Below are 13,483 nucleotides of genomic sequence, written 5' to 3'. Positions count from 1 at the left end.
GCCGCCCGACCGCCGGCTCCCCCACCACCGTCAACGCCGCTCACCGCGCTCGACCGCAAGGGGATTCCCACGTGACCGCACTTCCGCCGACCTTCCGCGATCCGCATCTGCCGTTCGACGAGCGCGTGGACGATCTGCTGGCTCGGCTCACACTCGACGAGCGGATCGCGATGCTGCACCAGTTCGCCCCCGCCGTGGAGCGGCTGGACGTCGCCGCGTTCCGCACCGGGCAGGAGGCGTTGCACGGCGTGGCCTGGATGGGTCCGGCGACCGTGTTCCCGCAGGCGGTGGGGTTGGGCGCGACCTGGAACGACGACCTCGTACGCAGGGTCGGCGAGGCGGTGTCCACCGAGGCGCGCGCCATGCGCGCCCGTGATGACCGGGTCGGCCTCAACGTCTGGTCCCCCACGGTGAACCTGCTGCGCCATCCCCTGTGGGGCCGGGGCGAGGAGGGCTACTCCGAGGACCCGAAGCTGACTTCGGCCATCGCGACCGCCTACACCCGCGGCCTGCGCGGCGATCACCCCACGTACTGGCGCACCGCCCCCGTCCTCAAGCACTGGCTCGCCCACAACAACGAGACGGACCGCGACACTTCGTCCTCCTCGGTCCGCCCGCGCGTGCTGCACGAGTACGACCTGCGCGCCTTCCGCGAGACGGTCGAGGCAGGCGCGGTCGCCGGGGTGATGCCCGCGTACAACCTGGTCAACGGCCGCCCCAACCACGTATCGCCGTACCTGCGTGAGCATCTGCGCGCCTGGACGGAACGCGAGCTGCTGGTCTGTTCGGACGCGGGCGCGCCGTCCAACCTGGTCGACTCCGAGCACTACTTCGACACGCATGAAGAGGCGACCGCGGCGGCGCTGGCGGCCGGAGTGGACAGCTTCACCGACCACGGCACGGACAGTTCGACGATCGTGGCGCGGGTGCGTGGCGCGCTGGAGCGCGGACTGCTGTCCGCGGCCGACATCGACACGGCGGTACGCCGCCAGCTGTCGGTCCGTTTCTCGCTCGGCGAGTTCGACCCGGGGCTCGACCCGTACGCCGGCACCAAGGACTTCGACACCCCGGCCCACCGCGCCCTCGCCCAGGAGGCCGCCGAGCAGGCAGTCGTCCTGCTCAAGAACGACGGCCTGCTGCCCCTGCCCACCGGCACCCGGGTCGCCGTGGTCGGCCTGCTCGCCGACGAGTGCAAACTCGACTGGTACAGCGGCACGCTGCTGCACCGCTCGACCCCTCTGCAGGGGCTGTGCGAGCGGTTCGGTGCCGACCGCGTGACCTTCGCGGAAGGCGTGGACCGCGTACGCCTGAGGACCTCGTCCGGTACGTACCTGGCGGTCCCCGAGGCCGCAGGGACGGCCGACGAGGTGCGCGGTGCGGAGGGCTCCCTGGACCCGGCGCTGCTCGCGGGTCGCACGGACCTGCCGCCGCTGACCGCCGACGCCACCGGGAGCGAACTCGCGCTGATCGACTGGGGCGACGGCGTGCTCACGCTGCGCGCCGGCGGCGGCTATCTCTCGGTCGCCGAGGACGGTTTCGTGCGCGCCTCCGCCGACCAGCCCGGCGGCTGGATCGTCCAGGAGACGTTCCGCCTCGAATCGCACGACACTCACGAGAGGGGCCACCTCCTCAAGCACATCGGCACGGGCCGGTACGTCTCTGTCGCCGCCGACGGCGTGAAGGTCGCCGCGGAAGACCCCGCGGACGCGGAAGTCTTCGACGTGATTGTCACCGAGCGCGGAGAGGAAGCGGTGAGCCGCGCGGCGGGCGCGGCGGACGTGGTGATCGTGGTCGCGGGCAACGACCCGCACATCAACGGCCGCGAGACCGAGGACCGCACGACCCTGCGCCTCCCCGCCCATCAGGAGCGCCTTCTGCGCGCCGCCCGCGCCGCGAACCCGCGCACAGCGCTCACCCTCGTCTCCGCCTACCCGTACGCCGTCGGTCACGAGGACCTCCCGGCCCTGCTGTGGACCGCGCACGGCGGCCAGGCGGCGGGCACGGCACTCGCCCGCGTGCTGGCCGGCGACGTCTCCCCGGCCGGTCGGCTGCCGCAGACCTGGTACGCCTCGGACGACGACCTGCCGGACCTCCTGGACTACGACGTGATCGGCGGCCGCCAGACGTATCTGTACTTCGAGGGCACCCCGCTCTTCCCCTTCGGCCACGGCCTGTCGTATACGTCCTTCGCGTACGAGAACCTTGCGGTTCGGCGCGACGGAGAACTGCTCCGCATCTCCTTCACCGTCACCAACACGGGTGACGTCCCCGCCGACGAGGTCGCCCAGCTCTACACCCGGGCCGTCGATCCCGCGATCCCCCGCCCGCGCCGCCAACTGGCCGCGTACCGCCGCGTCCACCTGACACCCGGCGCCTCGGCGGAACTGAGCTTCGAACTCCCCGTCGCGGGACTCGGGTTCTGGGATGTCGCCCACGGCCGCTGGTGGGTCGAGCCGGGCCCGTACGAACTGCTGGCGGGGGCGTCCAGCGCGGACATCCGGCTGCGCGAGACCCTCCGGATCGACGGCCCCGCGGCGGGCCCGCGCCCCGTCGTCGAGCGCGGGCTGGAGGCCGCCGACTACGACGACCACCTCACCACCACCATCGTCGACCGCAGCAGGACGTCGGGCGACGCGGTGACACCGGCGGACGGCGAGGCTGGCGAACTGGTCTTCCGCCGCTGCGACTTCGGCGACGGCGTCACGGGCGTGTCCCTCGAGGCGGCCGGCGCGGGCACGGTCGAGCTCTCCCTGCCCGGGGGACCGGTCCTCGCCTCGCTCGACGTCAAGGCGACCGGCGGCCCGTACGAGTACACCACCGTCCGCGCCGAGTTCGCGGCCACCGGCGTGCGGGACCTGCGGATCGGGCTGCGCGGCCCCTTGCGGCTCGCGCACATCGGCTTCTCCGGCTGAGGTTCCGGAAGGGGCCCGGCACCGGACGCACTCGCGGTGCGTCGGTGCCGGGTGCCCACCTGCTTGCCCCTTGCTGATCATGTGGATCACTGCACCTCACGTCGGGCCGATACGACCGGCCTTCCCTGGAGAGCCCGCTGCGGCTCGTCATCGCCCTGCGGGATCTCCCAGGTGGCGCGGGGCTCGTGCGGCGGCGTGAGCGCCGCACATTCCGTGCGGGCCGGGACCGGGCGGGGTCGCCGCGGAGCACAGGTAGTGGCCGGGCAGGCCGGTGTCGTACGGATGGAGGGTGGGCCGGGGGCCGAACAGCAACTGGGGGATGTCCTTGGCTCCGGTCATGATGTTGCCGCCGACGTAGTTGGGGTTGTATGCGGCGAATCCGGGTGTGGTGCGCACGGCGGTGCCGACGATGCGGTCCCGGAATCCCGGGGCGAACCGCTCGATCTGGGCGGTGATCGCCTCCGTGGCGTCACCGGAGTAGCCGGCCGGTACGTGGGCGTAGGTCCACACCGGATGCACGTCTGCGACCGAGCGCTGCGGATCGGCCAGATACTGCTGGCCGACCAGGACGAACGGCCGGGCCGGCATCAGTCCGGCATGGATGTCCCGCTCGGTGGCGGCGATCTCGGCGTACGTGCCGCCGACGTGCACCGTGCCGGCCCGCCGCGCTGCTTCGGCGGTCCGGGGGACTCCGCCTTCGACCGCGAAGTCGGCCTTGAACGCTCCGGGTCCGTACCGGAACCTCCGGTAGGCGCAGGCGACGCGGAGCGGCAGCCTGTCGCCCATGATGTCCGCCAGGGCGGTGGGGGCCACGTCCCAGACGGTCGCGTCCGCGGGTGGCAGGTCGGAAGCCGACCGCAGCCACGCCGCTCGTCGTCGTAGCGCGTCCTGACACGCTGCGACGGCCGTTCCGGGCCAACGCAGGTCGTCGTGCAGCGCGAACGCCCGCACCCCGGCGCCCAGCTGTCCTTGTTCGTGGTTGCCGCAGTGGCACGGCCGCCCGTCCAGAGCGAGCGTGGTGTGGCCCCATTCGCCCGCCCTGTCGGTGACACCCCGGTACAACGCGAGTCCGGCGCCCACTCCCGTACCGAGGTTGACGACGACGACATCGCCACGACCTCGTCCCGCGCCGAACCACAGTTCCGCCACCGTGCAGGCACGCAGCGGATTGTCGAGATGGAGGGGGTACGGGATACGGTCGCCGAGCAGCCCGAGCAGCGGTACGTCGTGCCAGTCCCAGCACTCACCGTCGATGCAGGGCGCTCGGCGTCGGCGGCTCAGGCCAGCCGGATCACGTTCCAGGACATCGGCTCCAGGACGGCTTCGAGGACGCCGGCCCGCAGCGAGGTTCCCTCGGCCGGGTGCGGCGTGACGCGGTCCGGTTCGTCCAGGGTGTTGCGAGCCTCCGGATCGGCATCGGACAGTGCGCTGTGTTCGACGAGCTCCGTCACGTCCAGGCCGTGCAGGGAGACTTCGAGCGGCAGGGCCTTTGTCTGGCTGCGGTTGACGGCGAAGACGGTGACCGCGCCCGACTGCGGGTCGCGGACCGCCGTGGCGTGCAGCAGGGCGATCGTGCCGTACTTCGCCGTGTCGTACGTGGGCGATTCGACACGTACGTCGAGGACCTGGCCGCGACCGTACCGGGACGCCTGTGCGAACGGGAAGAACGTGGTCTGCCGCCAGGCCGCGCCGCCCGGCTCGGTCATGATCGGGGCGATGACGTTGACCAGCTGGGCGAGGCAGGCGACGGTCACCCGGTCGGCGTGCCGCAGCAGCGCGATGAGCAGCGAGCCGAACACGACGGCATCGGTGACGGAGTAGTTGTCCTCCAACAGACGCGGGGCCTCGGGCCACTCCAGGGGGTTTGCCTCTGACTCCTCCTGGAAACGGCTCATGTACCAGACGTTCCACTCGTCGAAGGAGAGGTTGATCCTCTTCGGCGACTTGAGTCGCGCGCCCACGTGGTCACAGGTGGCGACGACGTTCTCGATGAAGGACTCCATGTCCACGGCCGAGGCCAGGAAGGAGTCACGGTCGCCTTCGGTCTCCTCGTAATAGGCATGCAGGGAGATGTAGTCGACGGCTTCGTAGGCCTCCTGAAGGACCGTCGCCTCCCAGGCGGCGAAGGTGGGCATCGACTGGTTGGAGCTGCCACAGGCGACGAGTTCGACCGACGGGTCGATCTGCCGCATCGCACGGGCGGTCTCGGCGGCCAGCCGTCCGTACTCGTGGGCGGTCTTGTGTCCGGTCTGCCACGGCCCGTCCATCTCGTTCCCCAGGCACCACAGCCGGATGCCGAACGGATCCTTGTCCCCATGGGCGACGCGGCGGTCGGCGAGTTCGGTACCGGCCGGGTGGTTGGCGTACTCCTGGAGCTCCAGCGCCTCGGCGACGCCGCGTGTGCCCAGGTTGACGGCCAACATGGGCTCGGCCTGGGGGCCGATCTTCTTCACGAAGCCGATGTACTCGCTGAGCCCGAAACGATTCGTCTCGGTGGAGCGCCAGGCGAGATCGAGTCGGCGCGGTCGCTGCTCGGCCGGGCCGACGCCGTCCTCCCACTTGTACCCGGAGACGAAGTTGCCGCCGGGATAGCGGACGGCTGTGACGCCGAGTTCGCGGATCAGCTCCAGGACGTCCGTCCGCAGCCCGGACTCGTCCGCGGCCGGATGCCCCGGCTCGAAGATGCCGGTGTAGACGCAGCGGCCGAGGTGTTCGACGAAAGAGCCGAAGAGGCGGGGGCTGACGTCGCCGACGGTGAATGCGGGGTCAAGGGTGAAGCGCGCGGTGCGGGTCATGTCCCTCCTTGGGAAGATGCCAACAGCCGCTGTCGGCCAGGACCAGATGGTCCTGGGTGAAGGGCGCAGGCGGCATGTTCTGGGGGCTCTGTCAGTTGCGGCATCTACATAGAGCTGCCCACCCAGTGTCCGTTCATCTTCGACGAGTTGGCGGAGTCGGCCGCCCCGGACGTACTACGGCCGCCCTGTGTGTCCTCGTGACTGACCGCGGACGTCGGCACGACGACGGCGGCCGTGAGGACTCCGACGACGACCGCGCTTGAGACCGACGACCATCTGCTGATGCTCTTCACAAGTGGCGGGCCCCCCAATGGGATCCCCGACAGGCAGCGGGTCTCGCCGCCTGTGAACCGCCACGTCTCGCGATGATGTGAATCGGAGGGACGCCACTGAGGCCGCATGTTGGGTGCAGTGACACTAAAGCGCCCTGAGAGGAAGCGTCAAGGACCGGGGACCTGCACTCAACCGGGTCCACTCGGGGCACGGATGAGCGGTCGTCCGCACATCAACACCGCGTTGCGGACGCCCTGTCGGACGCCACCGACATCGCAGGCCTAATCCTGCGGACGAACCGGAGTCCTCCTGTCGTGAAGTGTAGGTTGAGCCATCATGCAACAGCCCGCGACCAGCTGGTCGCCCGTGGTTCTGTACTCACCGAGAATCCCCTCGTTGCAGCCCCGCGGAAAGCCATACCGAGAGTCTTGGTTCGGCACGCCGAACCAAGACGGGGGAAAGCTACCTGAGGCCTGGCGACGCCCCACCGCGCCGCCGTGCGAATCACTCCCCTCCACGGCCCAGATCCGGACCACCCCACCGACCTGAGGGGTCAAGGCAGCTATGTCCGCTGGTCAACAGCCATGCAATCCCTGTCCCGCCAGCAGACGAAGAACCTGCTGGTGTCGTACGCGCCACAGAAGCTGGGCTTCTTCTAGACGCACGAAGAAAGGCGCCTGACGTGGGTTTTCACCTGTCAGGCGCCTTTCGCTCAGCCCGCTCTCGACCGAGTCCGGCTTGCGCGCCAACTCCCAATTCCTCCTACTGCTGCACCCCTTCCGACCAGCGCTTCCGGACCAGCCACGGACCACACCCCCCGGTTCAGCCCTCGAGTGCTTCACCTTGACTGACGCGCTGCCACTCGTTCATGGACTGCTCGATGAGGCTGTTCGCCTGCTCTCGCAGGCCGTCGAGGAACTTGACGTAGCGGCGGAAGAGCGGCGAGGCCGGCTTCGACAAGATCAAGAAGGTTCGCACAACCGCCATGCCATGCGAGGGGGCGCGACGTCCCGCCACGGTGCGAAACCGCCGGTCGCCCTCCGTCCCAGCCCTTGCTCAATCTATCGAAAGTCGATAGGTTTCCATCGCAATTCGATGGAAGGAAGGGTCATGGGAAAGCTGACAGTGGGTGCGCTGCGCGCCGTGCTCGCGGTGGTGCTGGCCGGCACCGTGTTCGTACAGGCAGGGATGGTGTGGGCGTTGGTCAGTGGGAGTGACCCGGAGGATGGGTCGCTCCCACTGACCCGACTGCGCGTGATCGTGGTCCTCGGCATGGCGTCGGCCCAGGTCGCCCTGGTCTGCGTGTGGCGGTTGGTGACAATGGTGCGACACGGCACCGTGTTCTCCCATGCCGCCTTCCGGTACGTGGATGTCGTGATCGGCGCGATCGTGGCGGCTGCCCTCTTGTGGTTCACGGTCACGGCCATCAATGCACCGGGCCAGCGTGACGACCCGGGCGTCACCGTCATCATGGGCGGGGTCGGCGTGGCCATCCTGGGGGTCGCGCTGATCGTGCTCGTGCTGCGGATGCTGCTTGCCCAGGCCGTCGCGCGCGATGTCGAAGCGGCGCAGATGCGGGCCGAGTTGGACGAGGTGATCTGATGCCGATCACCGTCGACATCGACGTGATGCTGGCCAGGCGCAAGATGTCCGTGGGCGAACTCGCGGACCGCGTCGGGATCACGCCCGCCAACCTGGCGGTACTCAAGAACGGCCGCGCCAAGGCGGTACGCTTCGCCACGCTCGCTGCACTCTGCGAGGTGCTCGAGTGCCAGCCGGGCGACCTGCTGCGCTGGGAGGCCGAGGACCCCGCCGACGGATGACGCGCCCCAGGGCGGGCAGGGAATCGCCTGGCACCACCGGCCCGTGACACGGCACGTGGACCACATCGACAAGGAACCCGGCGCCATCCCTAACTCGCGACCATCGCGTCCCACCGGGGCCGCGTCACTGGCCCGCCCCCACCGGCTCCCGCTCGCTCGCCCCCTCGCCGTGCTACTCGCAGGCGATCGCCGTTGGCCGTGACATCGACTCCCGACATCCCCGGTCCCGGTGCGGAGGAGTCAACCTGCCCGGAACATAGCCCACTACGGCATCCGCAGCTTCTGCGACTACATCACCGACGACGCGCGCAAGCACGGATCGAGCTTCTACGCGGACCTCGAACGCCTCGAACTCGCTGTCACCGCACGCCCGCCTTACATGCACACTGCCCGGCTCTTCCAGCTCACCGCCTGGAAGCGGAACGACTGACGTCGGGTTCGTATTCTCGCGGCGATGGCAGGGTTCAGGGGGTGTCGGACGTGGTGTGTTCACTCGCCGCTCCGCGGAGGGCAGCGAGGCGCCTCCTGCTTTCCTGATCTGCGGGGATGAGCACGACCAGGGACTGTTCGGGGTCCTGGGCAATGGTCAGGAGCTGCCAGGACAGGCGGATGTCACCGACATCGGGATGCCGGACGTGTTTGACTCCGAATGCGCCGCTCGCAACGCGGTGAGTGGTCCACCAGTGGTGGAACTCCGAGCTTCTTTCGCTGAGTTCGGCGACGAGGGCTGCCAGCCGAGGGTCGTTGGGGTAGCGTCCGGCATCCATCCGCAGGTAGGCGACGCACTCCCCCGCCGACTGGTCCCAGTCGGGGAGGCGTTCGCGCGCCTCGGGGTCGAGAAAGGTCAGGTGCAGGAAGTTGCGCTGCACCTCCGGCACTTGGGCGAAGTCGGTGAACAGCTCGACCGCGAGGTCGTTCCAGGCCAGGACGTCCATGAAACGCCCCAGGACGTAAGCGGGCGTGTTCTCCAGGTCCGACAGCAGGGCCTGGACCGTCTCCGGAACGGTCTGCCGGCGCGGCTGCCTCCGCCTGGCCGGAGCACGGTCGGCGAGCCGTCGGAGGTAGTCGCGCTGGTCGGGATCGAGCAGCAGGGCGTTGGCCAGCGAGTCCAGGACACCACCGGAGGGGGCGGGCAGGCGACCCTGCTCTAGGCGGGTGTAGTAGTCGACGCTGATCCCAGCCCGCTGGGCGACCTCCTCGCGGCGCAGTCCTGGCACCTTACGGGTTCCCACGAGCAGGCCGACCTGACTCGGTGAGACCTCACCCCGGCGGGCGCGGAGGAAGGAAGCGAGTTCCTGGCGCGCGTCCTTCCTCGTGCTGTTCACCTGACCACTGTGCCAGACCACGCCCGTGACCTGGGTGGTCATAACTTTCCCAGGAAGAAGGTGTCTCTTCCGGACCGCGGCGACGGCAGTAACGATGGTGGGGCACCAGGAGGCTGCACCCCCCGCCCCTCCTCCGCCGCCAGGCGGACAGGCCAGCCAGGCGGCCGAACCAGCGAACGGCACGCCCGTGGGCGGTGCGGACCCACACCTACCCGAGGATCTCGATCCAGAGTGAACCGGGTCGACCATCGCCGACACCACCGCAAGGAATGCACATGACCATCACACTGATCACCGGAGCCAACCGAGGGCTGGGCTTCGAGACCGCCCGCCGCCTCGTCGAGGCCGGCCACACCGTCTACCTGGGAGCGCGCGATGCCCAGCGAGGACGGGAAGCGTCGGAGCGGATCGGCGCGCGCACGGTGGAGATCGACGTCACCAGCGACCAGTCCGTCCAGGCCGCCGCACAACACGTGCGCGACGAGGCGGGCGTGCTCGATGTCCTGGTCAACAACGCCGCCATCGTCGAAGGACGCACATCCTCCGGCGACTGGCCCACCGTCGGTGACGTCACCGCCGCCGACCTGGAGCGTGTCTACGCCACCAATGTCTTCGGCCTCGTCCGCGTCACCCATGCCTTCCTGCCCCTGCTCCGCGCGAGCAGCCATCCGGTAGTGGTGAACGTCAGCAGCAGCGGTGGTTCCCTCACGCGTACCAGCGACCCCGACAATCTCGCCTCGCAGTTCACTCTCCTCGCCTATCCCTCCTCGAAGAGCGCCGTGAACATGATCACCGTCCAGTACGCCAACGCGTTCGCGGACATCAAGTTCAACGCCGTCTGCCCCGGCTTCACGGCCACCGGCCTCAACGACAACCAGGGCACACAGACGGTGGAGGAAGGCGCCGAGATCATCGTGCGCATGGCCACCGTGGGCTCCGACGGCCCGTCCGGAGGCTTCTTCGAAGCCGACGGACCCGTTCCCTGGTAACCGCGCCTACGAACGCCGGGAGGCGGGGCTGCCGCCTCCACGAGCGAAGGCGTCCGGATGCCGAGTCCTCCTCCGCAGATCCGACCGGACCCGATCCGGCTGGTGGCGGAGACTCCAAGTACAGCGGTGCCCGCGCTGGACATGGCAGGCAGCTGTAGCCCCGCGTGCAGAAGCCCCACCGGGATGGCGAATTCCAGGGGTCGTTGCAACACATGTGATCAACTGGCTGTGGCCAGGAGCTTAGCGAGACGCTCGGCTGGGGTTTCCCAGCTGAGCGTTTTGCGTGGGCGTCCGTTGAGTTCGGCGGCCACGTGTCGGCGTACGGACTTTTCTCCCCAGTTGCGTACGGACGAACGTCCCCGGCTCTGACTGCGGGCAGCGGCAGCACGGCAGGGGATCTCGGTTGAGATCGATGCCCCGACCAAAACACTCGCGCGATGAGTCACAACGCATCGTCTGAACCGATCGAGTGAGGGCGGGACAAGCCCTGGTATCGGGTCCGCATGGAGGGCTTCGAGGCGTCGTTCCTGCCCAGCGACGGCGAGGACTTGGACGAGGTCTGCAACGTCGATGTCTTCGTGACTCTGAAGGATGGATCTCGTTGGACCGCGACCGTGTTCACCGTCGGGGAAATCGAGCGCCTGAGGTTGATCCCCGGGAGTGGACACCGGGTTTCAACCTCAGACTCAGCTGCGCGGTGGGTGCTCCCCCGGTGTTCATGAGCTTCATCAGCAGCGCGGACACGGTGAGGTTCTGTACGTCCGCGGTCGAGACCGAGCCCAGCACCGTGGTCAGGTCGTCGGTGAAGGACGCCGAGCCGTCCAGCCACGGGCCGGCCAGGGCCCGAGCGGTCTCGGAGTGCTGCACGAAGCCGTCCACGCTCTTGCCGAGGGCGATCGACGACACCAGCCGGTCGAAGAAGACGGACTCGCCTCCGACGATGTTGATGTCGGCGTTCTCCAGGCCGGTGGCGAGCACGGTGGCCTGGGCCTCGGCGACCTGCCGCTGTACGTCCAGTCCGGCGAGGCGGATGTCCTTCTCCGCCTCCAGGCGCAGCCGGTACTCCTCATGGGTACGGGACGCCTCGTCCAGTGCCGCCATCGCGGCGGCCTTCTCGGTCAGTCCCGCGGCCTCCGCCTTGAGCTTCTCGCCGATGGCGGTGGCCTCGGCGAGAGCCTTCTCCCGGGCGCCCGCGGCCTCCGCCCTGAGCCGGGCCATGGTGGCCTCCGCCTCGGCCCGGCCGGCCTTCTCGATGGCGTCGGCCTCCTTCTCCCGTACCTGGACGGCGGCCAGGCCCTCGGCCGCGGACTCCGCCTGGACGCCCTCGGCAAGGCGGATCTTGGCGCGGGCGTCCATGTCGGCGGTCTTGTTGCGGGCCTCGGCGAGGGTGAGCTCCTCCGCGGCACGGTGGACCGCGGCCTGCTCGGAGGCCTCGGCCGCCATGATGTCCTTGACCAGCTTCTCCTGTGCCTCGGCCTCGGCGGCGATGACCACGGCCTGCCGGTTGCGCTCGGCCTCCTCGACCGCGCGCAGCCGCTTGATGGACTCCTCCTGCTCGGCGACGGTGCGGTCCACCGCGACTCGCTCCCGGACGACCTCGGCGATCTCGCGGCGTTCCGCCTCGACCTCCTTCTCGGCCGAGATCCGCGTCAGTTCGGTCTCCCGGTCCCGGGCGATGACTTCCAGCAGCCGGTCCTTCTCGATGCGCTCGTTCTCGACGGCGATGACGCGCTCGCGGTTCTTCTGGGCGACGGCGCCCTCGCGCGCCTGGTTCTCACGCTGGGTGCCGAGCTGTTCCTCGGTCTTGAGGAAGGCGCTCTGCGCGCGCAGTCGCTCCTCCTCCGCGACCCGGGCGGTCTCGGCCTCCTCACGGGCCCGTACGGTCTCGATCTCACGCCTCTGCTTGATCTCGGCGTCGGCCTGGCGGCGCTCGAGTTCCAGGATGGCCTCCCGGGCATCGACGTTCTGCCGCGTGATCTCCTTCTCCTCGTGCCGCTGGTACTCGTTGGTGCGCACGTGCTCCACAGCGGTCAGTTCGGTGATCTTCCGAATGCCCTGGGCGTCGAGGATGTTGGAGGCGTCCAGCTGCGCCAGCGGCGTCTGCTCCAGGTAGTCGATCGCGGCGTCCTCGAGGCTGTAACCGTTCGGGTCGGTGCCGATGACCTGGATGATGCGGTCGCGGAACTCGTCGCGCTTGGTGTAGAGGTCGGTGAAGTCGAGCTGCTTGCCGACCGTCTTGAGCGCCTCGGAGAACTTGGCGTTGAACAGGTCCTGCAGGGTCTCCTTGTCGCTGGCCCGTGCGGTGCCGATGGCCTGGGCGACCTTGATGACGTCCTCGACGGTCTTGTTGACACGTACGAAGAACGAGATCCGGATGTCGGCGCGAATGTTGTCCTTGCAGATCAGCCCGTCACAGCCGGTCCGGGTGATGTCGATGGTCTTCACCGAGATGTCCATGACCTCGGCTTTGTGGAGCACGGGCAGGACGACCTGCCCGGTGAAGGTGACGTCGACCTTCCGCATCTTGGACACGATCAGGGCCTTGCCCTGCTCCACCTTCCGGAAGAGCCGGCTGATCACGAACAGCATGGCGATGGCGATGAGCAGGACAACGGCGACGAGCACGCCGATGCCCACGGTTATGGCATCCATGGGAAATCCCCCGGGTGAGAGACGTGTGCTGAGGAACAAGGCGCGGCGTCAGCCGCGAGGGTCCAGCGCCTTGTCGTACGGAGCGACCCAGAAGAACTCGCCGGCGTCGTCGTAGGCGTACAGCAGGCCTGTGCTGCCGTGGCCCAGCACGTCATGGCCGGTCTGACGCACCTGGACGAGTGCCGTGGAGCCGTCCCGCGCGACGACCTCCGCCTGGCCGAAGCCCGTGTCCACCCGCCCCGTGCGGACGGTGCAGGTCAGGCCGACGAAGTCCTGCCGGGACGGCCCGGGTTCGTCGGGGAAGAGCTTCGCCAGCGGCCGCACGAGCGCTCGGGTGACCCACCACGACAGAGCCGGCGAGGCGACGAGCACGCCAACGCGCAACAGATGCAGAGGAACGCTGGGCAGTTCCGCACGGTTGAGCAGAACCGAGCCTGCGAGGCTGATGAACCAGCCGAAGGCGATCAGGAGCGAGGCCGCCACCGAGACGGGCACGCCGCCCAGGCTCAGTGCGTCGGTGTCGACGTCCGCGTCGAAGCTTTCAGGGGCGGCCGCGCCGGTCAGAACCAGCAGCCAGAAGCCGATGACGACCAGAAGTGCCGAGGTGAACAGCACCGTGGGGAAACCGGCGGCGCCTCGCAGGAACTCGGCCATCAGTCATCCCCCCTCGTGAACGGACCGGGCAGTCACTCGCCAACACCGAGGAAGCGAAAG

The 13,483-nt window shown here is 69.0% G+C and carries 10 protein-coding genes and 3 pseudogenes; 6 read left to right on the top strand and 7 right to left on the bottom strand.

The features are described from left to right. Positions 1-71 precede the first annotated feature (71 nt). A complete protein-coding gene (locus tag OG766_RS35110; protein WP_266389287.1) occupies positions 72-2,912 on the top strand; it encodes a glycoside hydrolase family 3 protein in 2,841 nt (946 codons plus the stop codon). A 147-nt stretch (positions 2,913-3,059) separates the two neighbouring features. Here the strand turns inward: OG766_RS35110 and OG766_RS35105 are convergent. The 4 genes and pseudogenes from OG766_RS35105 to OG766_RS35090 form a co-directional block, all read right to left on the bottom strand. Next, a pseudogene (locus OG766_RS35105) lies at positions 3,060-3,773 on the bottom strand (phytoene desaturase family protein); the annotation flags it as partial. Positions 3,774-3,947: 174 nt separating this feature from the next. Next, positions 3,948-4,106 (bottom strand): annotated as a pseudogene (locus OG766_RS36815) (ROK family protein); the annotation flags it as partial. An 83-nt stretch (positions 4,107-4,189) separates the two neighbouring features. Next, positions 4,190-5,707 (bottom strand): arabinosylfuranosidase ArfA, encoded by a 1,518-nt coding sequence (gene arfA, locus OG766_RS35095; RefSeq protein ID WP_266389285.1) that lies wholly within the window; start codon positions 5,705-5,707, stop codon positions 4,190-4,192. Between the two features lie 1,095 nt (positions 5,708-6,802). Beyond that, positions 6,803-6,940 carry a hypothetical protein gene (locus OG766_RS35090; RefSeq protein ID WP_266389280.1) on the bottom strand — a complete coding sequence of 46 codons (138 nt, stop codon included), beginning with the start codon at positions 6,938-6,940 and terminating at the stop codon, positions 6,803-6,805. Positions 6,941-7,090: 150 nt separating this feature from the next. Between OG766_RS35090 and OG766_RS35085 the strand changes: the two genes are divergently transcribed. The 3 genes from OG766_RS35085 to OG766_RS35075 all read left to right on the top strand — a co-directional run bounded on the left by OG766_RS35085 (position 7,091) and on the right by OG766_RS35075 (position 8,233). Beyond that, positions 7,091-7,582: a DUF2975 domain-containing protein gene (locus OG766_RS35085; protein WP_266389277.1), complete on the top strand. Its 492-nt coding sequence runs from the start codon at positions 7,091-7,093 to the stop codon at positions 7,580-7,582. Then, a complete protein-coding gene (locus OG766_RS35080; RefSeq protein ID WP_266389274.1) occupies positions 7,582-7,803 on the top strand; it encodes a helix-turn-helix domain-containing protein in 222 nt (73 codons plus the stop codon). Before OG766_RS35085 ends, OG766_RS35080 begins: the two co-directional genes overlap by 1 nt. Positions 7,804-8,032: 229 nt before the next feature. Continuing rightward, on the top strand, positions 8,033-8,233 hold the full coding sequence (locus tag OG766_RS35075) for a hypothetical protein (protein WP_266389271.1): 201 nt from the start codon (positions 8,033-8,035) through the stop codon (positions 8,231-8,233). Positions 8,234-8,267: 34 nt separating this feature from the next. On the opposite strand, the gene OG766_RS35070 is transcribed toward OG766_RS35075, so the two are convergent. Beyond that, a complete protein-coding gene (locus tag OG766_RS35070; protein WP_266389268.1) occupies positions 8,268-9,128 on the bottom strand; it encodes a helix-turn-helix transcriptional regulator in 861 nt (286 codons plus the stop codon). 275 nt (positions 9,129-9,403) lie between these two features. Here OG766_RS35070 and OG766_RS35065 point away from each other — a divergent pair, with 275 nt between their 5' ends. Next, entirely contained in the window at positions 9,404-10,117 is a 714-nt protein-coding gene (locus OG766_RS35065) for an SDR family NAD(P)-dependent oxidoreductase (protein ID WP_266389265.1), read from the top strand. 437 nt (positions 10,118-10,554) lie between these two features. Beyond that, positions 10,555-10,761 (top strand): annotated as a pseudogene (locus tag OG766_RS36810) (hypothetical protein); the annotation flags it as partial. Here the strand turns inward: OG766_RS36810 and OG766_RS35060 are convergent. Together OG766_RS35060 and OG766_RS35055 are read right to left on the bottom strand one after the other, a co-directional pair. Continuing rightward, positions 10,736-12,769: a flotillin family protein gene (locus tag OG766_RS35060; protein WP_266389262.1), complete on the bottom strand. Its 2,034-nt coding sequence runs from the start codon at positions 12,767-12,769 to the stop codon at positions 10,736-10,738. The pseudogene OG766_RS36810 and the gene OG766_RS35060 overlap by 26 nt on opposite strands. A gap of 48 nt (positions 12,770-12,817) precedes the next feature. Further along, positions 12,818-13,423 carry a hypothetical protein gene (locus OG766_RS35055; RefSeq protein ID WP_266389259.1) on the bottom strand — a complete coding sequence of 202 codons (606 nt, stop codon included), beginning with the start codon at positions 13,421-13,423 and terminating at the stop codon, positions 12,818-12,820. Positions 13,424-13,483 lie beyond the last annotated feature (60 nt).

The organism is Streptomyces sp. NBC_00259 (assembly GCF_036181745.1).
Taxonomy (GTDB): domain Bacteria; phylum Actinomycetota; class Actinomycetes; order Streptomycetales; family Streptomycetaceae; genus Streptomyces; species Streptomyces pratisoli.
The sequence above is the reverse complement of the archived record's forward strand: the minus strand, read 5'-3'. Positions and strand labels throughout refer to the sequence as shown.

Coding starts and splice junctions, on each gene's coding strand:
- OG766_RS35085 (WP_266389277.1), top strand. CDS start 7,091: ATGGGAAAGCTGACAGTGGGTGCGCTGCGCGCCGTGCTCGCGGTGGTG.
- OG766_RS35080 (WP_266389274.1), top strand. CDS start 7,582: ATGCCGATCACCGTCGACATCGACGTGATGCTGGCCAGGCGCAAGATG.
- OG766_RS35055 (WP_266389259.1), bottom strand. CDS start 13,423: ATGGCCGAGTTCCTGCGAGGCGCCGCCGGTTTCCCCACGGTGCTGTTC.
- OG766_RS35060 (WP_266389262.1), bottom strand. CDS start 12,769: ATGGATGCCATAACCGTGGGCATCGGCGTGCTCGTCGCCGTTGTCCTG.
- arfA (WP_266389285.1), bottom strand. CDS start 5,707: ATGACCCGCACCGCGCGCTTCACCCTTGACCCCGCATTCACCGTCGGC.
- OG766_RS35065 (WP_266389265.1), top strand. CDS start 9,404: ATGACCATCACACTGATCACCGGAGCCAACCGAGGGCTGGGCTTCGAG.